23 protein-coding genes, 4 tRNA genes and 1 pseudogene are annotated in these 22761 nt (G+C 37.6%); 20 read left to right on the top strand and 8 right to left on the bottom strand.

All coding sequences use genetic code 11. From position 1 onward, the window contains the following. Together MRZ19_RS01895 and hisF are read left to right on the top strand one after the other, a co-directional pair. A pseudogene (locus MRZ19_RS01895) lies at positions 1-141 on the top strand (methyl-accepting chemotaxis protein); the annotation flags it as partial. A gap of 87 nt (positions 142-228) precedes the next feature. After that, a complete protein-coding gene (gene hisF, locus MRZ19_RS01900) occupies positions 229-993 on the top strand; it encodes an imidazole glycerol phosphate synthase subunit HisF (RefSeq protein ID WP_291029779.1) in 765 nt (254 codons plus the stop codon). Positions 994-1005: 12 nt separating this feature from the next. Here hisF and MRZ19_RS01905 read toward each other — a convergent pair whose 3' ends face one another. Together MRZ19_RS01905 and MRZ19_RS01910 are read right to left on the bottom strand one after the other, a co-directional pair. Next, the gene (locus MRZ19_RS01905; protein ID WP_291029782.1) at positions 1006-2751 is read right to left on the bottom strand and encodes a flagellar assembly protein A; all 1746 of its coding nucleotides are present in this window, start codon (positions 2749-2751) and stop codon (positions 1006-1008) included. Positions 2752-2760: 9 nt separating this feature from the next. After that, positions 2761-3426, bottom strand: a complete 666-nt coding sequence (locus tag MRZ19_RS01910) for a hemerythrin family protein (RefSeq protein ID WP_291029784.1) — start codon at positions 3424-3426, stop codon at positions 2761-2763. Positions 3427-3560: 134 nt separating this feature from the next. On the opposite strand from MRZ19_RS01910, the gene MRZ19_RS01915 reads away from it, so the two are divergent. Beyond that, positions 3561-4817, top strand: a complete 1257-nt coding sequence (locus tag MRZ19_RS01915; RefSeq protein ID WP_291029786.1) for a glutamate-5-semialdehyde dehydrogenase — start codon at positions 3561-3563, stop codon at positions 4815-4817. Here MRZ19_RS01915 and MRZ19_RS01920 read toward each other — a convergent pair. The 5 genes from MRZ19_RS01920 to ppk2 are packed head-to-tail and all read right to left on the bottom strand — an operon-like array spanning position 4814 to position 7817. After that, positions 4814-5062: a hypothetical protein gene (locus MRZ19_RS01920; protein ID WP_291029788.1), complete on the bottom strand. Its 249-nt coding sequence runs from the start codon at positions 5060-5062 to the stop codon at positions 4814-4816. The genes MRZ19_RS01915 and MRZ19_RS01920 overlap by 4 nt on opposite strands. Before the next feature lie 50 nt (positions 5063-5112). Continuing rightward, positions 5113-5754 carry a glycosyltransferase gene (locus MRZ19_RS01925; RefSeq protein WP_291029823.1) on the bottom strand — a complete coding sequence of 214 codons (642 nt, stop codon included), beginning with the start codon at positions 5752-5754 and terminating at the stop codon, positions 5113-5115. Beyond that, the gene (locus MRZ19_RS01930; RefSeq protein WP_291029790.1) at positions 5741-5902 is read right to left on the bottom strand and encodes a hypothetical protein; all 162 of its coding nucleotides are present in this window, start codon (positions 5900-5902) and stop codon (positions 5741-5743) included. Before MRZ19_RS01930 ends, MRZ19_RS01925 begins: the two co-directional genes overlap by 14 nt. Positions 5903-5910: 8 nt before the next feature. Then, a complete protein-coding gene (locus MRZ19_RS01935) occupies positions 5911-6933 on the bottom strand; it encodes a hypothetical protein (protein WP_291029792.1) in 1023 nt (340 codons plus the stop codon). 2 nt (positions 6934-6935) lie between these two features. Further along, positions 6936-7817, bottom strand: a complete 882-nt coding sequence (ppk2, locus tag MRZ19_RS01940; RefSeq protein WP_291029794.1) for a polyphosphate kinase 2 — start codon at positions 7815-7817, stop codon at positions 6936-6938. A gap of 76 nt (positions 7818-7893) precedes the next feature. Between ppk2 and MRZ19_RS01945 the strand changes: the two genes are divergently transcribed. The 14 genes from MRZ19_RS01945 to MRZ19_RS02010 all read left to right on the top strand — a co-directional run bounded on the left by MRZ19_RS01945 (position 7894) and on the right by MRZ19_RS02010 (position 19763). Beyond that, a complete protein-coding gene (locus tag MRZ19_RS01945; protein WP_291029796.1) occupies positions 7894-8961 on the top strand; it encodes a CinA family protein in 1068 nt (355 codons plus the stop codon). 42 nt (positions 8962-9003) lie between these two features. After that, positions 9004-9079 (top strand) — tRNA-Lys (locus MRZ19_RS01950). Between the two features lie 13 nt (positions 9080-9092). After that, positions 9093-9167, top strand: a tRNA-Glu gene (locus MRZ19_RS01955). Between the two features lie 23 nt (positions 9168-9190). Beyond that, positions 9191-9266, top strand: a tRNA-Val gene (locus MRZ19_RS01960). Positions 9267-9268: 2 nt separating this feature from the next. After that, positions 9269-9345 (top strand) — tRNA-Asp (locus MRZ19_RS01965). A 125-nt stretch (positions 9346-9470) separates the two neighbouring features. Continuing rightward, the gene (locus MRZ19_RS01970) at positions 9471-9896 is read left to right on the top strand and encodes a CoA-binding protein (RefSeq protein WP_291029798.1); all 426 of its coding nucleotides are present in this window, start codon (positions 9471-9473) and stop codon (positions 9894-9896) included. Beyond that, positions 9880-11088, top strand: coding sequence for a threonine ammonia-lyase (gene ilvA / locus MRZ19_RS01975; protein WP_291029800.1), 1209 nt, complete (start codon positions 9880-9882; stop codon positions 11086-11088). The genes MRZ19_RS01970 and ilvA overlap by 17 nt, the downstream gene beginning before the upstream one ends. Beyond that, positions 11088-12275, top strand: a complete 1188-nt coding sequence (locus MRZ19_RS01980; RefSeq protein ID WP_291029802.1) for a hypothetical protein — start codon at positions 11088-11090, stop codon at positions 12273-12275. The genes ilvA and MRZ19_RS01980 overlap by 1 nt, the downstream gene beginning before the upstream one ends. Before the next feature lie 35 nt (positions 12276-12310). Further along, the gene (locus MRZ19_RS01985; protein ID WP_291029804.1) at positions 12311-12946 is read left to right on the top strand and encodes a prepilin-type cleavage/methylation domain-containing protein; all 636 of its coding nucleotides are present in this window, start codon (positions 12311-12313) and stop codon (positions 12944-12946) included. Positions 12947-12997: 51 nt separating this feature from the next. Then, positions 12998-13786 (top strand): 16S rRNA (adenine(1518)-N(6)/adenine(1519)-N(6))-dimethyltransferase RsmA, encoded by a 789-nt coding sequence (rsmA, locus tag MRZ19_RS01990; RefSeq protein ID WP_291029825.1) that lies wholly within the window; start codon positions 12998-13000, stop codon positions 13784-13786. An 11-nt stretch (positions 13787-13797) separates the two neighbouring features. Next, the gene (locus tag MRZ19_RS01995) at positions 13798-15792 is read left to right on the top strand and encodes a ribonuclease J (protein WP_291029806.1); all 1995 of its coding nucleotides are present in this window, start codon (positions 13798-13800) and stop codon (positions 15790-15792) included. Positions 15793-16167: 375 nt separating this feature from the next. Then, a complete protein-coding gene (locus tag MRZ19_RS02000) occupies positions 16168-17025 on the top strand; it encodes a glycoside hydrolase N-terminal domain-containing protein (RefSeq protein WP_291029808.1) in 858 nt (285 codons plus the stop codon). Further along, entirely contained in the window at positions 16985-18490 is a 1506-nt protein-coding gene (locus tag MRZ19_RS02005; RefSeq protein ID WP_291029810.1) for a hypothetical protein, read from the top strand. The genes MRZ19_RS02000 and MRZ19_RS02005 overlap by 41 nt, the downstream gene beginning before the upstream one ends. Beyond that, on the top strand, positions 18477-19763 hold the full coding sequence (locus MRZ19_RS02010) for a PTS transporter subunit EIIC (RefSeq protein ID WP_291029812.1): 1287 nt from the start codon (positions 18477-18479) through the stop codon (positions 19761-19763). Before MRZ19_RS02005 ends, MRZ19_RS02010 begins: the two co-directional genes overlap by 14 nt. Before the next feature lie 462 nt (positions 19764-20225). On the opposite strand, the gene MRZ19_RS02015 is transcribed toward MRZ19_RS02010, so the two are convergent. Next, positions 20226-20465 carry a DUF2443 domain-containing protein gene (locus MRZ19_RS02015; protein ID WP_291029815.1) on the bottom strand — a complete coding sequence of 80 codons (240 nt, stop codon included), beginning with the start codon at positions 20463-20465 and terminating at the stop codon, positions 20226-20228. Between the two features lie 152 nt (positions 20466-20617). Between MRZ19_RS02015 and ilvC the strand changes: the two genes are divergently transcribed. The 3 genes from ilvC to MRZ19_RS02030 all read left to right on the top strand — a co-directional run bounded on the left by ilvC (position 20618) and on the right by MRZ19_RS02030 (position 22635). After that, positions 20618-21643, top strand: coding sequence for a ketol-acid reductoisomerase (ilvC, locus tag MRZ19_RS02020; RefSeq protein WP_291029817.1), 1026 nt, complete (start codon positions 20618-20620; stop codon positions 21641-21643). A gap of 229 nt (positions 21644-21872) precedes the next feature. Continuing rightward, positions 21873-22130: a hypothetical protein gene (locus tag MRZ19_RS02025; RefSeq protein WP_291029819.1), complete on the top strand. Its 258-nt coding sequence runs from the start codon at positions 21873-21875 to the stop codon at positions 22128-22130. A gap of 355 nt (positions 22131-22485) precedes the next feature. Then, positions 22486-22635, top strand: coding sequence for a hypothetical protein (locus MRZ19_RS02030; protein ID WP_291029821.1), 150 nt, complete (start codon positions 22486-22488; stop codon positions 22633-22635). Positions 22636-22761 lie beyond the last annotated feature (126 nt).

Here is a 22761-nt window from a genome sequence, read left to right on the forward strand (position 1 = left end):
CAAATCAATGAAGCCATTGCACAATTAGAATCTGTAACACAAGATAATGTAAGTGTTGCAAACCATACAAGTGATATTTCTACAAATGTCAATAAGATTGCTGATGATATTTTAGGAGATGTGAATAAGAAGAAGTTTTAATCTCTCTTTAAGTATGCGTTCGCATACTTACTCTCCTTACATCCTCCTTTTATATAACCAAAAACTTTACAGCAATTAAGGATAAAAATGAAAACAGAGCTTACAAAGCGCATTATTCCTTGTCTTGACATTAAAGATGGACGCGTGGTAAAGGGCGTGAATTTTGTAGGACTTCAAGATGCAGGAGATCCCATAGAAGTTGCGAAGCGTTATAATGATGCAGGCGCAGATGAAATCACATTTTTAGATATCACAGCAACGCTTGAAGCTAGAAAGACAACACTACAAATGGTCGCACAAGTGGCAAAAGAAGTTTTTATCCCTCTAATAGTTGGTGGCGGAATTGCAAGTTTAGAGCAAATGTATGATTTACTCAATGTGGGTTGTGATAAGATTAGTCTAAATTCTGCAGCAATTAAGAATCCTGACTTAATCACACAGGGCGCAAAACGCTTTGGTTCGCAGTGCATTGTGGTGGCGATGGATACAAAAAGGAATCCAAATGGGGGCTGGGAGATTTACACACACGGAGGGCGGAATCCTACACAGATTGCTTTATTGGAGTGGGCAAAAGAAGTGTATGATAGGGGAGCAGGGGAGATTTTGCTAACAAGTATGGATTGTGATGGAACAAAAAATGGCTATGATTTGGAGCAACTTAGAGCAGTTTCAAGCAGTGTTGGGATTCCTTTAATTGCAAGTGGTGGAGCTGGAAGTAAGGAGCATATTTTACAGGCTTTTGAAAACGGGGCTGATGCGGCACTAGCGGCATCTATCTTTCACCATCAAGAAATTAATATTAAAGACTTAAAAGCATTTCTAAAAACAAATGGAATCGCAATTAGAACATAAAGGATTCCAACTTTAAGATTCTTTTTGTGGGCGTTTTTCTTCTATCCAATTTAATAGCCCTGGGCTAAACTCTTCGCGCGTCCTTAAGCGAAAGAAATCGCCTTCTTTTTCCACTTCAAAAAGTTTTGCTGGTGCGCTTTGACTTAGTATTGTTTTTAGCGTTTCTTCGCGATTTTTTGCATAGGCTCTAAATTTTATTAGAGTTTCTGGTTCTGAAATTTCCCCGCGAATAATCATTTTTGCCAAAAGTGCTCCCTCATCAATGCCTTTTAAGCGCGTTTCATTGGTGTAGTGAATATTAATAATGTCTTTGTATTCTCCAAGTAAGCGTTTGTATTGCTCTAGGGCTTTTTCATATTGTTCTAAAATACATTGTAGATTTTTGGGAAGTTTTTCTTCAGGCTTTTCTTCTGCGCCGCGTTGAATTTTATGTGCCTTTCCTTGACTTGCAAGCAAATAAGCATAGACTTCATCCATTTGTTTTTTTAAATGGCGCAAACGGATTTTAATTTGATCTGATAGCATTACATACTCTACGCGATCGCGCCTTGTGAAGGCAAATTTCGCTGGATCTAGTTCAAAAGTATTATGCTCTCCTAAGATGTTATCCACAACAAGGCTAAAGCGCGGATAGATTTCATTATAAGAGCGCACTTCTTTGATATAAATGTAATCTGCGATAATTTTTCCACCTAGTGTGCTATTGATATAGGCAACTCTTGCTTCAACAGAACCTTTTTCTAGCACATCAATTACAACCGTATCTGCCTTAATTGCTCCACGATGAGAGCCGATAAAGGCTATGTCAGTTTGGATGTTTGCATTGCTATGGGTTTGTCCGCTGATGTTTAGGGATTCTTTTTGTGTTGGTGCAACTTCGCTAGATTCTGTTTTGATGTTTAACTCATTGCTAATGGTATAACAAAAGGGTTTAACCTCTTTGAGAAATCCATCTTTTGTAGCTTGGTATTTAATAGTATTAGAATCGCTTCTGGTGCGAATGCTCGCATCTGTTTGAATCGCATTTGTATGAATGTCCTTGATGGGAATAAACTCACCTTTTAGATTCCGTCCAATTTGTCCGCTAATGGGCTTGGTGTAAGCAAAAAGCTCATCACCTTTATTGATAGCTTGCGTGCATATCCGTGGCTGAAAAGAATCTATGGGCTGTTGTGTAGAATCATTTTGGAATGTATAAAAGCATTTTAATGCGCCATCTTTTCCCTCTATGCTTTCTACGCCGACACCAATATTGAGTGTGAGTTTGGGAATAATTTTTCCTTGTTTTAATGCGAAAACGAAGGCATCAATTTTTTGGGAGAGCTTGCTGTATTCACGGATTCCTATAAGATATCCTTGTAGAATCATTGTTTTGTAAAGTTCTTGATAAATGTCTTCTTTAAGGGAATCGTGGTATTTGATTTTGTTGTTGCATAAAAGCACTGCGCGCAAAATCGTGCTTTCCTCTGCAAATAGCTTAAAACCAAAGGTGCGTTCTGGCTTTTGGGATTTTTTACACACTTCAATTTTATAGGCTTGCTTAATATCAATATTGGCAGTGAAATTTGTATTTTTAGCAAAAATGCCTAAATCATTCACAGGCTTGTATTTGTTTTCGCCTTTTTTGCTATAAAATGTGCGGAATCCTAAAAGATAAAAGTCAATCTCTTCGCCAACTTTTTTTTGGAGTTGTAAAAGTGTGTTGCGTAAATTTGTAATATCATTAAAAATTTTAAATCCACGGGGCTGAAACTGCATTACAGATTCCTAAAACTGCTTGAAATATTGCTTGGCTAAGGCTTCAAAATTGTCTTCATCGTCTAACCCTAAATCTCTATAAATTAAAGGTTGCTTGCAAGTTTTGCAACGCATAAATGTGCCTTCTTCTTGCATTATTTTATGCAAGGAATCGCACACTTGAAATTCTTTTAAATGGCATAAACAAATGTATTTATGCTTAGGCTCATTTTCCACATCAACGCGTTCTGCTAGAATTTTCGTTCTTTGTTCTAAGCTATAAGGAATCTCTTTTATGTCATAAAGGCGGTTACGATAACTTTCAATTTGTTTGTCCTCTACTAAAATATGGTCAATGAGCCAATTTTTCAAGCAGTTATAAAACTCTTGCGCACAATTCTTTGCATCTTCTAATTCCATCATTAGCATTGAAATATTAGAAACAAATTCTCTGTGGAAAGTCTTATGCTTATCCAAAAAGGGATAGCCGATGTGTTGCATATAAGTTTCTTCGGCTTTAAAATGTTCTTGTGCGCTACTCATAACGCTATTAATTAGCTTTTCAAGTTTTTGCGGTTTGTCTTCAGCGTCGTATTCTGTAAGCTCTAGTGCTTCAGAGATTTGTTGCATAAATTTCTTATGGTGTTCGTCTAAATTTTGATTTTTAATGCTAAATTCTTCGCTCCACTCTAACACTTGCACCCTTATTTTAAAATCCATTCTTAGTATTTTTAAGGCGCAATTATAATGCCTTATGCTTTAAAATTAGTTTTAGAATATAAAATTTATTTTGTGCGTTATAATGCGCCATCTCATTTGAAGGAATCCTAATGGACTTACAGGAACAACTCCAAAAAACACAGGCAACAAAAGGAATTTTATCCGCTTTATCTAATGGTTTGCGTGGGGAGTTTTTGCATAGATGCGCAGAAGTGTTATTAAAGATGGAATCCAAAATTCTTAAGGCAAACACACAAGACTTAGAGCAAGCTAGAGAGTTAAATTTAAGTGCTTCAATGCTAGAGCGTTTGGAGTTAGATTCTAAAAAACTGCAAAATATGGCGCAATCCTTGCTAGAAATTGCGTCCTTCCCTGATCCTTTAAACAAGGTGCTAGGCGGTTTTAGCAATCATTGTGGTTTAAAAATTGAAAAAATAAGCGTGCCACTAGGCGTGATAGCGGTGATTTATGAGTCGCGTCCTAATGTAACAAGCGATGTGGCGGGGCTTTGCTTTAAAAGCGGAAATGCTTGCGTGCTAAAGGGTGGCAAGGAAGCACAAAAGAGCAATGCAGCGATTATGGAAGTGTTTTATGAAGTTTTAGGGGAGTTTGGGCTGCCTAAGGATTGTATGGTGTTGCTTCCATCTATGAAAAAGCGTGATGAGCTTAAAGAGATTTTAAATGCTAAGGGGTTGATTGATTTAGTCATTCCACGCGGTGGGGAGGGCTTGATTGGCTTTGTAAGTGAGAACGCTAAGATTCCTGTGATTAAGCAAGATAAGGGGGTTTGCCATATTTTTGCGCATCACACTTGCAAGCAAGAGAGTGCCATTGCTGTGATTGTGAATGCTAAGACTTCCCGCCCTAGCGTGTGTAATGCGTGTGAGACTTTGCTTTTGGATTCCAGCTTTGCTAGTGAATTTTTACCAAAGGTAGCAAGGGCGTTGTGCGAAAAAGGCACACTTTTAAGGGGCTGTGCTAGGAGTTGTGCAATTTTAAAGGAATGTAAAATTGCGTGTGAAAAGATTCCATTAAGTGAGTATCACAGGGAATATGGGGAGAATATTTTAAACTTGCGCATTGTGGAGGGCTTAAGTGGTGCGCTAGAGCATATTAGCACTTTTAGTAGTGGGCATAGTGAGGCGATTTTAAGTGAGGATTATGGCGTGATTGAAGCGTTTTTAAATGCGGTGGATTCTGCTTGTGTGTATGTGAATGCTTCTACACGCTTTAGTGATGGAGGGGAGTTTGGCTATGGGGCTGAAGTTGGAATCTCTACTTCAAAACTCCACGCGCGCGGTCCTATGGGCGTAGAATCACTCACAAGCTATAAATACAAAATCCGCGGGGATTATCAAGTGCGCTAAGATTTATATCTGTTTTTAGCGCGTAAAATTCTAAAAAGTAAAATGAAATATTTAGGCTTTTTGCTGCTTTGAGAGAGCCTTAAGGCAAGCTTGCCTAGCTCATAAGCAGTGTTTGATAGGGGGGGGGGTTGAAGGAGTTGCGCGGTGTCTGTGCTTGTATTTGTGGTGGCGTTTTGTGCGTGATGTTTTAAGATGTTTAATGGGAGTTTAAGGATGTTTAAGACTCCTTTGGTTTGTAAAATCAAAAATCCTAGCGCGTGTGCTTGTGTGTTGCTAGATAATTTTGCTTTTTGCTCTAGTAAGATTTGATTAAAAATGGGCGTTTTTTGCGCAAATTCCCACCAAAGTGTTGTGATGATTGCCCTTCATAGATATAGCTTGCTAGCGTGTTCCAAGGCTTTTCACTGCAAAAGTGTAGGATTTTAATGTTTTCTCTTATGCGATTAAACTCATCCCTTGTGTGATGGATATTGTAATGGTGCTTGCTCTCATCTTTGCACACGCTTGCCCCAAAGGCTTGGGCAATAAAATCATAGCAAAAAGAGAGTTTATGATAGTTTTGTGCAAAAACTGCGTTTAAAATGTCTTGGTCGTGGAATTTTAGATGATAATTTTCTAAGATTTTAAGGCATTGCTCTTGTATGTTTTGCGCGCGCCATTGTTTGAGATGGATGCGCAAAAAGCCAGAATTAAAATAATTCTTAGAAAAAGTGATGGCAGGTGCGTTTTTAATGGGCTTTAAGATTCTATTTGCGTATCGCCCAAAATCAGGCACACAAGCAAGGGTGGAATCGCATTTTAGGGAAAAAATCTCTCTAATATCGCATAGCGCTAATATATCCACATCTAAATATAAGCAGGTGTCAATCTCTGGCGGGAGATATTCTGCCATTACAATGCGCCAATATGCGCTATGGCTTCCATTAAGTGTTGGCAGATGCGCTTAGGGCGTTAGTTAGAATGTGAAAATGGATAGGATTTTTGGCAAAGTTTGCGCTTAAGTTAATGTTATGGATAATATTTGTGATTAGCACGCTTGCGTATTTAATGTAATTTTCATCAGCATTTAACACGATGGGATACATAGCATTCCTTATAGAGTTTGTAGTTTTTTGATCGCCTTTTGTGTGTAGGCTTGGTAGTAGTGTTGGTAGTTTTTTCTCCAATTTTTCGGTAAATAAATTGCATCAAACTCCCCGCCATAACTTCCTCCAATGCAGTTATAACGCTCTTTTGTTTTATTAAGAATTAAAGTTGGAATCCTTAAAACATCTGCGATATGAATGTTGCCTGTGTTTAAACTAAGTAGTAAATTAAGCTTTTTAGTGAGTGCAACAAGTGTGATTAATTGGCTATCGTTTTCAAAAATAGCAATATTGCTTGCTTGAGAGAGCTTAAGTTTATGGGGATTGTTTTGATAGGTGAGTAGAACAAATAAAAGATTGGGGAATTGTGTAGCTAGCTCTTGTGTAAGATGAATCCAATCTTGTGTGTCAAAATTAAAATGCGCTGATGAACCAAAGGGATTTACACCAACAACGCCTTGAAAATTTTTAGCATTTGTTTGTGTGAAGAAATCATCAATGATGGCTTTATTTTCTTGTGGAATATGGAATCGCACCTGCGTAAAATCAAGGCTAGAAATCGCATTATCATAGTATTTAGGATTGATTCTTCTAACAAGCCGCAACACCTTTTCACTCCCATGCACAAAATAACTTATCATCATCATAGGCGTCTTAAACCTAGCATCTAGCAAGTTATGCATATGCAACTCCGTGATGATACATTTTGCAGGGCTGTTTTTAGCAACTCTAATCTTCCAAGATGTGCGATGCAAAAGAAGTAAAACATCAACAGGATTTGTATGAAGCGCATTTGAGAGATTCTGCTCCTTATTGCTTTGTGTTTCTACATTGACGATGGAATCTGCAAGATTAAGATAGGGATAAAGTTGTCCGCCACCTTTTAAATCCGTGAAAATGATAAGCTTGGATTTAGGATAAAGAGATTTGAGTGCATAGAGTGCTTTGATTGCTATCACGCAATCCCCAACTTGCGTGTGCGTGCGTTCAAATCCAATTGTTTTAGGATAATCTAAAATTTCAAATGCCACTATTAGTCTTTTTTCTTTTTCTTATCCTTTTTATTCTTTTCTTTATTGTGCATCTTATCTCCCTCGCTTGAAAACATCTTCACGCTTGAATAATACGATACAATTCCCGGGTCTGCTAGCAAGCAAACATTTTGAGCGTCTTTATCTTCGTAATCAATTTTGGAGAGCAAAATTCTAGCAAGATTGATTCTAGCGCGTTTTTTGTCATTAGAATCCACGATGAGCCAAGGAGCAAAAGGTGTATGCGTGCGCGAAAACATTTTTTCAAAAGCCTCTGTGTATTCATCCCATAAATTTAAAGAGAGTTCATCAATAGGGCTTAATTTCCAACGCTTCAAAGGTTCATCTTTACGACTTTCAATGCGCTTTCTTTGCTCTTCCCTGCCTACATCTAAGAAAAATTTAAAGAGAATATAACCACTTTCAATGAGCATTTGTTCTAGGTGTGAAACTTGGATAATAAACTCTCTGTATTGCTCATTTGTGCAAAAATCCATAACCTTTTCCACTCCTGCGCGGTTATACCAACTGCGGTCAAAGAATACAATCTCGCCACCATTTGGCAACTCATCAATGTAGCGTTGAAAATACCATTGCGTTTTTTCCACATCACTTGGCTTTTGTAACGCAACCACACGCGCTCCCCTTGGATTTAAATGCTCTCTTAATGCCTTAATTGTTCCTCCCTTTCCTGCTGCATCGCGCCCTTCTAAAATTACAATGATTTTCTTTTCATATTTCTTCACCCAATTTTGTAACTTGATGAGTTCAATTTGTAACTTTACAATTTCTTTTTCATAAAATTTTTTATTAATTTTGCCACTATTATTATAAACCTCGCCTGGTTTTTCATCTTCTGGTCGCACTACTAAAGTTTTGCTCATAATTTCCTCCAAATTTAGCTTAAAATCGCTAAAATTCTACCATACAAGGATTAAAAATACATCAAAAAGGCAAAAATTGAATGTTTTAATTTGTGTAGGTGAACATTACCGAGATTTTGCACCGCTCAACCAATATGCACAAAATGTTGCTAAAGCAATGTTTGGCGTTTTGGATTCCGTAGTCTTTGTGCAGGAGTTTGGAAGTATTTTTAGGAATTTTGAAAACGCATTAAAAGTTAGTGTAAAATGTTTAGTCGTTGCTCCAAAGAAAAATTTTGAAGAAATTTTAATAATGCTTGAAACATCTAGGAATAGCGCGCAAGTAGATGTTGTGAATGCAAATGCGATGTGTGTGAAAAATAAGGAATCACAAACGCTTCTATTGGATTTACAAAGTGCAACACAAGCAGAATTAGAGCAGGTTTTTAGTGCGCAGGGCGTTGTGAAGGATTTTGAAAATGCAGGGTTATTGTATCTTTATCCGCTTGGTATTGATGCAATAGCAGCGCAAATGCTATTAAGTGGTATTACAAAGGATTTTGGCGTGCAAGTGTGCGTGCTAAATGCAGTTGCACATTTAGAAGTTTTAAGCGCAGTGGGTGGAGATTTACAAGGCTTTAAAAGGACAATAAAACTAGCATTTGGAAATAAAATTTTTGCAACATTTGATTTAGCTAGAAGTGTGATTATGCTTTTACAAAAGCGGAATCTTAAAATTACTAGTGCAGAGAGTTGCACAGGAGGGCTAATTGCTACTACACTAACACGCAAAAGCGGTGCAAGTGCAGTCTTTGATGGAGCTGTAATTAGCTATGCAAATGCAATGAAAGAGGCTTGGCTAGGCGTAAGCACTGAAAATTTGACACATTTTGGCGCAGTAAGCGAAGTGGTGGTGCGTGATATGCTTGATGGCGCATTAAAACTCTCTAGGGCAGATTTTGCACTTGCAACAAGCGGAATTGCAGGACCAAGCGGCGGGAGCGTGCATAAGCCTGTTGGCATTGTGTACATTGGAGCAAAAAGCATTAAGGGGAAGGAAATCATTGAACGCTTGCAGTTTAAGGGCGATAGAAACTTTATCCAAGAGCAAGCAGCGTTGTATGCGTATATTCTGTTTTTAAGGATTTTTTTTGAAATCTATTGACTTTTGTGCTATGAACCTATATAATTGCACTTCCTTTTTCAAGACCCGCTAGCTCAGTTGGTAGAGCAATTCCCTTTTAAGGAATGGGCCGTTGGTTCGAATCCAACGCGGGTCACCACTCAAATAAAAGTGGCTCCTTCATCTAGCGGTTAGGATACCACCCTTTCACGGTGGCTACAGGGGTTCGAGTCCCCTAGGAGTCACCACTTTTATTACTTCCTTGATATTAGGTCGCTTAGCTCAGTTGGTAGAGCGCCACCCTTACAAGGTGGATGTCATAAGTTCGAGTCTTATAGCGACCACCACTGGAGCGGTAGTTCAGCTGGTTAGAATACCTGCCTGTCACGCAGGGGGTCGCGGGTTCGAGCCCCGTCCGCTCCGCCAGAGATTTAAAACTACAAACCACATACCACCATTTTTAATGCAAGCATAAGAGTCTTTAAAAATTTTAGAATCTTAAAAATTCTTTTTTGCTAGAATAAGGCAAATCTCTACACAAAGGCAATATCGTGCAAACAAAAGATAAAGAAATTCTACAAAGCTCTAAAAAAATCGCCATTTTAGGTTTATCTCCTGACATTCAAAAAGCTAGCAACAAAGTCGCTAAATACTTGCAAGATAAAGGCTATGTTATCCTTCCTATTTACCCAAAAGGTGGTGAGATTTTAGGAGTTAAGGCCTACACTAGCTTGCAAGATGCTTTCAAGCAAGAAGCAGACATTGATCTCTTAAATGTTTTTAGAAAAAGTGAAGCACTTTTAGAAGTTGCACAAGAAGTTTTAAGCCTTCCCTATCTCCCAAAATGCGTGTGGGTGCAATTAGGCTTAAGCAGCAAAGAAGCTAAAAGCTTACTAGAAAATGCGGGAATTGTGTATTTTGAAAATGCCTGCATTAAAATTGAACACCAAAGGATTTTTAATGATTCCCATCTCTAAGATTATGGATGCTAAAGCCCGCTTAAGTGGAATCGTGCAACACACTAAGCTTGCCTTTGCTCCAAAACTTAGTCAGCTTAGTGGCGCAAAGGTTTATGTCAAACAAGAAAATCTGCAAAACACAGGCTCTTTTAAACTGCGCGGCGCATTTAATAAAATTGCTTCTCTAACCCAAAAAGAGCGCGAAAAAGGCGTCATTACTGCAAGCGCAGGAAACCACGCACAAGGCGTTGCTTATAGTGCAAAACATTTTGGAATCAAAAGTGTAATTGTGATGCCAGAAGCCACACCACTGCTTAAAGTTATGGGCGTTAAAGAGCTTGGAGCAGAAGCAATTTTGAAAGGGAACAATTATGATGAAGCCTATTCTTACACGCTAGAATATGCCAAAAAGCACGCTTTGCAGTTTATCCATCCTTTTGCTGATGATGCAGTCATTGCTGGGCAAGGCACAATTGCCCTAGAAATGATAGAGGATTTAAACAACTTGAATACTATTGTTGTGCCAATTGGCGGAGGCGGGCTAATTGCAGGCATTGCAGCAGTCTATAAGCAAATGTTGCCCAATGTGCGCATTATTGGCGTTGTTGCAGAAGGTGCGCCGGGAATGTATCACTCCTTTTACAAAAAAGAAATCCAAACTACAGCCTCTGTGCGCACAATTGCTGATGGAATCGCTGTTAGAGATGTTAATCCCACAAACTTCTCATACATTTTAGAATCTGTTGATGCAATCGTTAAAGTTGATGATGAAGAGATTGCTAATGCAATTTTATATTTACTTGAAAATCAAAAATTAGTCGTAGAAGGTGCTGGCGCAAGTGTTGTTGCTGCACTTTTGCACCATAAAATAGATTTTAAAGAGGGAGAAACTTTAGGATTAGTCTTAAGTGGTGGAAACATTGATGTTACAATGCTTGGCAATATCATTGAAAAAGGTTTAGTGCGCTCTCACCGCAAAATGCGATTTTGTGTAACGCTCATTGATAAGCCCGGAAGCTTACAAGAGCTTAGCAACTTGCTCTCAAAACTTGGAGCAAACATCGTAAAGATTGACTTTGACCGCACCTCAACTTCGCTTGCCTTTGGCGATGCAAATGTAATAGTAAGCCTTGAAACAAAAGGGCAAGAGCATCAAGCCCAAATTCGTGCACAACTCCAAGCAAATGGCTATGCCTTTGTAGAGATTTAATGGAATCAAAAATTCGCATTTATACTTTGCTTATCGCTTTACTTCTTGCAAGCTTAAGCGCACTTTTGTGGCTTTTAAACACACTTAGTATTAGTTATGATGAGGCGCAAATTTTCTTTAAAACCCCGCATTTTGCAAATTTTGCACATTTTTCTAGCCGCTTAAGCACTAGAATTTTTGGACAAAACGATTTTGCCTTGCGTTTGCCGTTTTTACTTTTGCATTTTTGCAACACACTTTTGATGTTTTACCTCTCTAAAGTTTTCCTAAAACGCCAAAGCGATGCACTTTTTTCTGCATTACTCTTTTGTTTGCTTCCGGGTGTAAATGCTGCTGCTTTGCTTGTTTCTAATGCAGGCATTGTGATATTTTTCACACTTTTATTTTGCATTATCGTGCAAAAAACAAATCAGATTCCTTATCTCTTGCTCATACTCCTAGCCTTTATTGATACAAGCTTTGCGTTGCTGTTTTTAGCATTAGTCTTCTATGCGATGACGCAAAAAAAGACAAAATTGCTTTTGGTTTCTTTGATTTTATTTGCGCTTAATATGTATCTTTTTGGGCTTAGTATTAGAGGGCATCCAAAAGGTTATTTCTTAGATGCAAATGGGCATTTAATGCTAATTTTCTCTCCGCTTGTCTATTTATATTTTCTCTACACACTCTATCGCTATTTTAATGCAAAAACAAAGCCTTTAATGTGGTATATCGCTTTTTGTGCGTTAATATTTGTTTGGCTTTTATCCTTGCGCCAAAGAGTGCAAATTGAACAATTTGCCCCCTTTTTATTGCTTGGGATTCCTTTAATGACAAGCCTTTATTTCTCCGGATTGCGCGTGCGATTGCCACAATTTCGCACAAGATACAAAATCCCATTTTTAGCTACTTTTATTGTGCTCTTAGCCGTGAATGCAACATTATTTTTATCCAAACCGCTTTTTGTGTTTATCCCAGATACCAATGAACACTTTGCATACCGCCACTTTATTGCCAAAGAGCTTGCAATTGCATTGCATAAAAAAGGCATAAAATCTGTAAAAACAGATAAAAACTTGCAATTACGCTTAAAATTTTATGGAATCCAAGAAGGTGGCGCACAACTTTATGATTCTCCAAAAAGCGGTGCAAAAAAGATTCCTATTCTTTATTATGGCAAAACCATCACCACCTTTTATCTCAAATGACACGCCACGCCTTTAGCCTTTTTAAAACACTTCTAATGCTAGCAATCCTTAGCATTTTTGCAACTTTAGGCTATTTTTGGATTCCATCTTCTAAGCTCCACCTAGCGCAAAATCAAATTATTTCTGACTTAAACTACACGCGCTTTTTAAGTCTAAATAGTGCCAAGCACATCACCCAAAGTGCCTTTTGTCAAAGTGATAATTGCGCACAAGAGCGCACACGCTGGAGTGAGAGTTTATGGCGCATACAATTTTCCCTTTTGCAAGATATTGGCTATGCGTATTATATTTTTAGTGATTCTGCACGCTCTGTGCGCACTAAAAACTTTGATGACCGCCCACGCGATAGACAAGAGATTGCTAGAGATTTACTAGATAATAAATATTTAAATGTCTATAATAGCGATAATTCAAAGTTTGCAAACCCTTTAAGAAATGGTGATTTAGCCATCACCCAACGCTATGGAATCCAAAATGTTAAAATCTCTGGCGGCTGTGGAGAAGGATACAAGGCTAGGATTTTATTTGATGCAAAAGGATTCCTACTTTGTAAAAAACCTTATGAAAAGCCTACAATCCCAAATGGAAATGTGTTTTTAGGGCTCTTTAATAAAAGTGGAGAGAGTGTAAAAATCTGTATTTTGCCAAGCGGTTTTATCCAAAAATGCTAATTTTAATGTTTTTGTGTTACAATTAGAATTTTTAAGGGTGTTACTATAAAAATAAGACAGAGTTTAGCAAAAAAACATTTTGGACAAAACTTCTTAAATGACGAAAATGTCTTAAATGCGATCATCCAATCCATTCCCAAAATGGAACAAAACATTGAACTTATAGAAATTGGGGCTGGCTTAGGTGATCTCACAAATAAGCTATTAAGCTTAGGGAATATCACTGCTTATGAGGTTGATAAAGAATTATTTCCTTATTTACAAGAGCGTTTTAAAAGCGCATTAGAATATGGGCATTTAAGCCTTCAGATGGGCGATGTATTAGAAGTTTGGAAGGGTGAGAGTCTGCGCAAAGGGAGCTATTTTCTTGTGTCAAACTTACCCTACTACATTGCAACTTTACTTGTGATAAAGACTATTAAAGACCCATTATCTAAAGGCTGTGTTGTAATGACACAAAAAGAAGTTGCACAAAAATTTTGCGCACAACACAAAGAAAGCAACTTTAGTGCATTGAGTGTTCTTGCACAAAGCGTGGGAAAAGCAACATTGCTCTTTGATGTGCTTCCTACTGCTTTTGTGCCATCGCCTAAGGTTATTTCATCAGTGTTTTTGCTCCAAAAGGTAGCAAATCCACCTAGTTTTAAGGATTTAGAACATTTAGAAGCGTTATTAAAAGTTGCCTTTAGCACACCTAGAAAAACGCTTCTAAATAATCTAAGTAAAGCCTATCCTAAACAAACTATTACGGAGGCTTTAGAATCCTTGCAAATTATGCCTAGCAAACGACCTCACGAGATTGATACCCAAGACTATCACCGACTTTTGAAAATTTTATAAAAGGCGGAAAAATGGAAGAACAAACTAATCCAAACACACAACCAAATAAAGAAAATCGCGATCCAAACAAGCGTCGTTTTAGACCGCGTAAAGATAAAATGGAATCCCAAAAAATAGATTCCACAAAAGAAGGAGAGAATGGGCAAAAGTTACAAAATCGCAACCGCTACAATCGCTTCAAAGGCGATAAAAATAGCATAAACACACGCGAAAATCGCCAATACAACAAAAACTTTGCAAGCGCAACTACTCAAGCTTCAAACCTTGAGCTTAGAAAAGTCGTGGAGTTAAACGCAAAAATTCACGAAGATGCACTCACGCCGCATTCTAAGATAGAATTTAATCCAAATGGCAAGGTGCGTATCACGCCAATTGGCGGTTTGGGCGAAATTGGCGGAAATATGACGATTATGGAGACGCAAAATACTGCCATCATCATTGATGCAGGAATGAGCTTCCCTGATGAGAGTATGCACGGCGTGGATATTTTAGTGCCAGATTTTAGTTATTTAGAGGTTATTAAAGATAAAATTGTAGGTGTTATCATCACGCACGCCCACGAAGACCACATTGGCGCAATGCCCTATTTGTTTAAAAAATACCAATTCCCCATCTATGGTACAGCCCTGCCGCTAGGGCTTATAGGCTCTAAATTTGATGAACACGGGCTGAAAAAATTCCGCTCACTCTTTCGTCCTGTTGAAAAACGCAAGCCTATAAGAATTGGAGATTTTGAAATTGAGTGGATTCATATCACGCATTCCATCGTGGATTCTAGTGCCTTAGCAATTAAGACAGAGGCAGGGCTGATTTTCCACACAGGCGATTTTAAGATTGACCACACGCCAATTGATGGCTACCCAACGGATTTAAACAGAATCGCACATTATGGAGAGCAAGGCGTGCTATTGCTCTTAAGCGATTCTACAAATTCACACAAACCCGGCTACACTCCTAGTGAAGCAAGCGTTGGACCAGCTTTTGATTTACTCTTTTCGCGCGCAAAAGGGCGTGTGATTATGAGCACCTTTAGCTCTAATATCCATCGCGTATATCAAGCAATCCAACACGGCATTAAATATAAGCGTAAAGTTGCAGTTATTGGGCGTTCAATGGAAAAAAACCTAGAAATTGCTAGGACTTTAGGCTACATTGAACTTCCACAAAATATTTTCATTGAAGCACACGAAGTGGCAAAATACGGAGATGAAGAGGTGTTAATTGTTACCACAGGCTCACAAGGCGAAACGATGAGCGCACTTTATCGTATGGCAACAGATGAACACCGCCACATTAAGATTAAACCAACAGATACAATCATTCTTTCAGCAAAAGCGATTCCGGGTAATGAAAGCTCTGTATCAACTATTTTAAACTTTCTAAACAAAGCAGGGGCTAGGGTGTATTACCAAGACTTTAGCGAGATTCACACAAGCGGACACGCAGCCCAAGAAGAGCAAAAGCTAATGCTTCGCCTTGTTAAGCCTAAGTTTTTCTTGCCTGTGCATGGGGAGTATAATCACATCTTAAAGCACAAGGAAACGGCAATTTCTTGCGGTGTAGATGAGCGCAATATTTTTTTAATGGAAGATGGAGATCAAGTAGAGATTGCGCATAACTATTTACGCAAGGTAAGGAGCGTAAAAACTGGAAAAACTTACATTGATAATCAAGCTAATACCACCATTGCTAATGATGTGATTTTAGAGCGACAAGATTTAGCAGAAAATGGAATCTTAATCGTGTCTGTGGAGTTGAATAAAGAAAAAAATTCCGTCATTGGAAAACCGCGCATTCAAACAATGGGAATCATTGCAAACAAAGAAACGCAAGCTTTCAACAAAGAAATTGAAGAGTTTTTCACACTTTTTAGTAAAAATTGCAAAAAAGAGCTTTACAACAGCCAAAAAGCAATGGAAAATGAACTCAGAAATGCCTTAAGAAAACTAATGTTTAAAAAGACTAAGAAATATCCCACAATCATTCCTATGATTACGCTTGTTTAGCCCATTGTGGGCTCAGACAATCGTTGCAGTAATTATTGAACTCCTAGAGTCCAACATAAGGCTTTATGATCTAAAATAGAACCCCCCTCCCTCCCAGAAATACATTTCATTTGTAAAATTATCCAATGAAAAACTCTAGATTTTATTTCTAGCATTTGTAACCTTAAGAATTCTGCTATTGATAACACATAAAAAGAAACGCAATGTATTTTTCACTAAGATATTTATAAAATTGTATATTATTGAAACATACTATGGGATATTTGTATATTATTGAAACATTTTTATTTTATTTGTTGAATAGAAATCTGATTCTTTATTTACAATGCATATAACTTTATGATACTTTTAAAATAAAAACTCAAGTCCTTATCTATGCGTATTTATTTTACAAAACCTGCAAAAAACTTTAACGAAGCTTTGCCTTTAGGCAACGGACGCTTAGGTGTTATGGTTTATGGATTGGGAGTGTATGGTCTTAATGAATCCACACTTTATTCTGGCAAGCCCCTTATTGATGAAAATCCTAACGATGAAATGTTAATGCCTATGGGATTTATCAAAGATGGTCTTTATGCATATAGAGGCAAGGAAAGTAGATGTGGTAAGCTGTTTAAAGAAAAGCTAGCTGAGGTTAAAAAGCTGATTTTAGAAGAGAAATATTCCCTAGCAAACACTTTTGCTAATGAATGGTTACAAGGGGGATTTTCTGGTAGTTTTATGCCTTTTGGTCTGTTGCGTTTTGATTTTGTTGAAAGTGTAGGAGATTATTATAGAGAGCTTGATTTATTAAAATTCGCACATAAAGAACATTTTATGCTGGGTGAAAATGCAGTTTCTCTAGTAAGTATTATGGGAGAAAATGGCTTAGAATTAGAGCTTAGTGCTTCAAAGGGCATAGATTTTAGCCTCTCTTTTGAAGGAGAATTGCTTGCCACAAGTTTTTATAAAGAAGGTTATTTTGTAGCTTATGGTAAATGTCCCTCCTATGCTTCACCTTATAGAGAAGAGGAGGCAATTATTTTTGAAGAGGGGGAGGGGATAGGATTTTTAGGAGGCGTTAAGATCCAACAGATCAATGGAGATCTTGAAATAAAAAGTGTTGCTTTGAGTTTTAAAAACACCACTGCGCTCAAGCTTACTTTAAATATTGTTTCGGGTTTTTTAGGTTTTGATACTAAGCCAATCAGCGATGGAAGGAGCTTGTTTAATCTTTTTAAAAAAAACTTTTAACAAAGAAAACAAAAGATTAAATCCTTTTCCTCATTTTTTGAAATTCAATCAAGACAAAAATTATTTTTCTTCGCAAAAAGAGCTAAATTTACAAGAGAAAATCGCCTTATTATTCCATTATGGAATCTATTTACATTGTGCTAGCTCAAACAAAACCCAACCTTCAAATTTACAGGGGATTTGGAGTGATAGCATAATGAGTGCTTGGTCAAGCAATTACACAACAAATATTAATTTGCAAATGAATTATTGGATTGCCCCCTTTTTAGGGATAGATGATACGATAGAGCCCTTATTGCATTTATGTGAAGAGCTTAGTGTTACAGGTGCTTTAGTGGCAAAAGAACTTTATGGAGCTAGGGGTTGGTGCTTACATCACAATAGTGATTTATACCGCCACGCTTATCCTACAGGAAATGGGGCGCAGCATACACTTTGGTGCTTGGGCTCGGCTTGGTTGGTTTTAACACTCCAGCATTATTTAGATTTCAATCCTCTATCCCCTCTTAAAGAAAGGATACAAGCCCTTTTGCTCCCTTGCTCCCTTTTTTATGTTGATGTTGTAACTAAGCTTGATGATGGCAAATATCACACTCTGCCTTCAAGCTCACCTGAGAATTCCTTTAAAGATCCAAAAACAGGACAAAGGGCGGCTTTGAGTAAAAGTTCTGCTTTAGACATTTCTTTGCTCAAAGAGCTTTTTAGTCGCACGCTGAATAAACTATCTAAACAACATCCCAATTATAAAGAAATCCAAGAAATCTTTGAAAATTTAGCCCCCCATCAAATTAATAAAAAGGGTGAAATTGCAGAATGGTATGCAGAGAATTTGTTAGATTTTGAACCTAAGCATCGGCATTTATCCCAGCTTTATGATTTATATCCGGGAAGTTCATTTTATAAGGATGAACTGCTTTTAAAGGCTACTATTAAAAGTTTAAAAAATAGGGGCACAGAAGGGACGGGCTGGTCTTTAGTTTGGAAAATAGCCATTTATGCGCGCCTTAAAGATGCTAAAAAGGTTAAAATACTGCTTAAAAAACTCTGTAAGAACGCTAAAGATACTCCAAGCCCCTTCCATCATCTTAAACACAACAAGGAAATTGATTTTGTCAATGGTGGCGGTCTCTATAAAAACTTTCTTCTTGCTCATCCACCCTTTCAAATTGATGCTTCATTGGGGATTAGCGCTGCTTTAATAGAGCTTTTTATGCAAAGCCACTTGGATTATATTGAAATTTTGCCCTGTTATTTTGAAGAGCTTGGTGAGGGTAAATTAGCAAATTTGCGTTTAAGAGGAGGCATTAGCTTTGCCTTAAGCTTTCAACCAAAAGGTTTTGATCTAGAGCTTAAGGCAGATTTTACGCAGGAAAGAATTTTTTGCTACCACGGAATCGTTAAACGCTTTACTCTCACACCAACAACATTAAAACTCACACAAAAGGATTTTGATGAAAATTTTTGACACTCTCAACACTTTTATGTTAGAAAAGGTTAAACCTTTAGCATTGCGCTTTGAAAACCAACCCCATATTGTTGCCATTAAAAATGGCTTCATTGTGCTTTTGCCTTTTTTAATCATAGGTTCTTTTATGATGATATTATTGATTCCGCCTTATCCTGAAAACACCACAAGTAGCTTTGGACAAGCTTGGCTAACTCTAGCAAAAGAGCTATCTGAACCTTTATGGCGCGTCTTTCAAATGAGCTTTAATGCAATCTCTCTTTTTGCTTGTGCAAGCATTAGTTTTTATCTTGCTAAAGAATATAAAATGACGCCTTTGCATACGGCAGTGCTTTCTATGATGGCTTTTTTGTTGCTTTGTATGCCCTATCAAAATTCAACTGCTGATATCACTTATTTTGGTGGCAAGGGCTTGTTTGTTGCTATTTTTATTGCCTTCTATGTGACAGAACTTAAACGCTTTATTTTAAGGCATAATTTAAGTATTAAAATGCCTAAAGAAATCCCAGAAGCAGTCGCCCAAAGTTTTAACACGCTTATCCCCATACTAGCTGTTTTGTTAACTCTCTATCCTTTTGCATTATTAATAGAGCATTATTTTCAAGCCTCTGTGCCAATTGTTTTTGAACAATTTTTAGCCCCTGTGGTGCAAGCTAGTGATTCCTTATACACGCTTTTAATACTCACCGCTATTATTCATATTCTGTGGTTTTTTGGAATCAATGGAGCCTTGATTTTTATACAACTTTGGACACCCTTTTTGCTTGTCAATTTAGGAGCGAATTTAGAAGCGTTTCAAGCAGGAGAGCCTTTGCCCTTTACTATAACAAATGGCTTTTGGGATTTTTATGTAACACACGGAGGAAGTGGAGGACTTATCTCCTTGTGCATTTTGCTTGTATTATTTTCAAAATCTAAACTTTGTAAAAATATCGGCAGAGTAGGTATGGTGCCAATATGCTTTTCCATAGCTGAGCCCATCATTTATGGATTACCTATTTTGTTAAATCCCATCTTTTTGGTTCCTTTGCTTTTAGCGCCCCTTACTAATAGTGTCTTAGCCTATTTTGCGCATTTGCTTGATTTAGTTCCTGCAATGGTGATTTTAGTGCCTTGGACTACCCCTGCCCCCATAGGTGCTTACATAGCATCAGGAGGAAGCGTTAGTGCCGCACTGCTTTCTATATTATTAATTATCATTGATGCCTTGATTTATTATCCTTTCTTTAAGCTTTATGATAAAATCTGCCAAGAAAAAGAGAGAAAAGATTAATCAAATCTTAGAATTGGAGAGAATCTACCCAGCAAGTGGTTATTATAAGGGTAAGCTCATCTCCTAAACTCTTAGCACTAGACCCATTGCTGTCACTTGATTTTACTCTAAGCCTAGAATGGGTTAATTGCTTCTATACAATTGCGACAATTTCCAATGAACAAGCCTTCCCTGTTGGAATTTTGTGGAGGTTGTTTTTGCGAGCTTTTTAAGTTGTTGCAAAGCTTGTGCATAATCACCATACGCCCACCAATCCTTAAGAGAAGATTTATGAGTAAATTTGACGCGTTTTAGTCAAGATTTTTACATCTTACAGCACTTAAGAGCAATAGAAATAAATGTGCTTGTGTCTATGAGAGATTCCATAGCAGAAAGTGAGGATAGGCGCAATAATGGACTTTTGCCTCTACTAGAGTTAATCAATGGATCAGCGGGCGTTGCGTATGGTAAATTGGAATCCTTTTACCATACTAACACTTCCTTTTTAATTTTATTTAGCGCATCAATTGCATCTTTTAAACGCGAAACTTCATTATCAATCTGCTGGAGATTCCACGCCCCAAGCCCCTCTGGAGCGTCTTGTGCGCCACGCTTTATCATAACATAATCCACAAAAGAAATTTTTGCCAACTTCAAAAGAAGTTGAATCTCTGCTTGCGCCTCTTCAATCTCGCGCAAAATTCCATCAATGCGTTCAAACATACCTGTATCCTTCAAATCATTTTCCTGCGTATTTTAGCATTTTTTAGCTTTTTCACGCCCTAAAGATTTTCAACTATGGAATCCAAAGTATGCACTAAGGAAAAATGCAATATAATCGCTAATCTTACATTTTACTTAAACAAGGTGTTTCTATGGCGTTAAAAGTATTCTATGATAAAGATTGTGATTTAGGGCTTATTCAAAAGAAAAAAGTAGCCATTATTGGCTTTGGTTCTCAAGGACACGCACACGCAGAAAATTTACGCGATTCTGGTGTTGAAGTGGTCATCGGGCTTTATAAAGGTGGTAAAAGCTGGAATAAGGCTGAAGCAAAAAACTTTAAAGTTTTAGAAGTGAGTGAAGCAACAAAATGGGCAGACTTAATTATGATTCTAATCCCTGATGAACTCCAAGCTGATGTATTCAAACGCGATATTGCACCTTATCTAGCAGAGGATAAAATCATCGCCTTTGGGCACGGGTTTAACATTCACTTTGGGCAAATTGTAGCACCAAAGGGTGTGGGTGTGATAATGGTAGCACCAAAAGCCCCGGGGCACACGGTTAGAAGCGAGTTTGTAAGGGGGGGTGGAATCCCTGATTTAATTGCAGTAGAGCAGGACACGAGCAAAGGCGATGCAAGGGCAATTGCGTTAAGCTATGCAAGTGCCATTGGTGGTGGACGCAGCGGAATCATTGAAACCACTTTTAAAGATGAAACAGAAACCGATTTGTTTGGCGAACAAGCAGTGCTTTGTGGTGGTGTAAGCAGTCTTGTAAAAGCGGGATTTGAAACACTAGTAGAAGCAGGATACCCTGAAGAAATGGCGTATTTTGAGTGCTTGCACGAGCTAAAACTGATTGTGGATTTGATGTATCAAGGTGGGCTTGCAGATATGCGCTATTCTATTTCAAATACAGCAGAATACGGCGATATGGTAAGCGGACCACGCGTCATAAATGCAGAATCCAAAAAGGCTATGCAGGCAATTTTAAAAGACATTCAAGAGGGGTGTTTTGCAAAAGATTTTATTTTAGAGCGTAAAGCAGGCTATGCAAGAATGAATGCAGAGCGTAAAAACCTAGCAAACCACCCCATTGAAAAAGTTGGCGAACGCTTAAGGGCGATGATGCCTTGGATTGGCACTGGCAAACTAATCAACAAAGACAAAAACTAGCAATAGCACACAAAAGCATAAAAGCCTTTTGTGGGATTGCAACACATTTTTGATATGAGTCTGATTTTCTAGTTTGTTAATATTTGTAACGCTTTTATAAAATAAAAATCTTGTTTAACTTTCATTTACTTTTTTAATGATTATTAAAGAATAAACTTTATAGATTTGTTTGCATAATCATAATTATTTTAAGGGTTTGTTTTAACTCTTAGTTTGGGAGGAGAATACGATGCTAGGCGTTTCATCTAAAAACTTAGTTGGAGTAGAGTCAGTTATGTCTAATACAATCTATTCTGCTATGCACACAAACTTCACACAAGGTCATTCTAAAGATAACATAGAAATAAGCGCAATAAAAACAAGTAGTAAAAGTGCTTATAACAACAATGTCTATTTCAGAGATCCTTTAAGTAATGCCTATGTGCAAGTAGGTTTAAGTGATGCAAACCTAAGTAAATTACAATGTTTTTGGAAGAGATTCCATTAAACAAGACAATAATGGCAATGTATTATTAAAGGGTGAAGCAGAGAAGTTTGTTGGTGGTTGGTTTGGTGATATTGCTTATAAGAGAGGCTATGGCCAAGCTGATGCTAATCAAGATGGGCATTTAAATAATGAAGAAAAACAACAACTAACTGCTGGATACGGGCTTGGTGCTATATTACAAGGCAACACAATAAAGCCTGGAGAATTCATCACCTATGCTAAGGTAAGTGAGTTTGGCGATGGAGATGTATCAAAACTTGCAAGCTCCATAGAAGAAGCATTAAATAATGCTTTAGAAGAGGATAACAATGCTGATGGGAGGATTGCGGTCAATGAAAAAATGACACTAGAGGATGTGAGAAAATATTTAAGCGATTTACTCTCTAGTGGAAGTGAAAATGGTGGCTATGTCCCTCCAAGTTGTGATGATTTTTTTGGCTTCCTAAAAGAAATGGACAAGAGCAATAAAGAAATGATAAAAAAGAACTTGAAAAAGCAGGTATAGACACAAAAGACATAAGCGCAGATATGTCAGCAAAAGAAATATTGCAAAAACTTATAGAAGACAAAGGAGGTGTTAAAGACTCTTTAGAGAATAAAGAATCTTTAGAAACAAAATCCCAAGCACAAG

It is taken from the genome of Helicobacter sp., from assembly GCF_022770205.1.
Classification (GTDB): Bacteria; Campylobacterota; Campylobacteria; order Campylobacterales; family Helicobacteraceae; genus Helicobacter_D.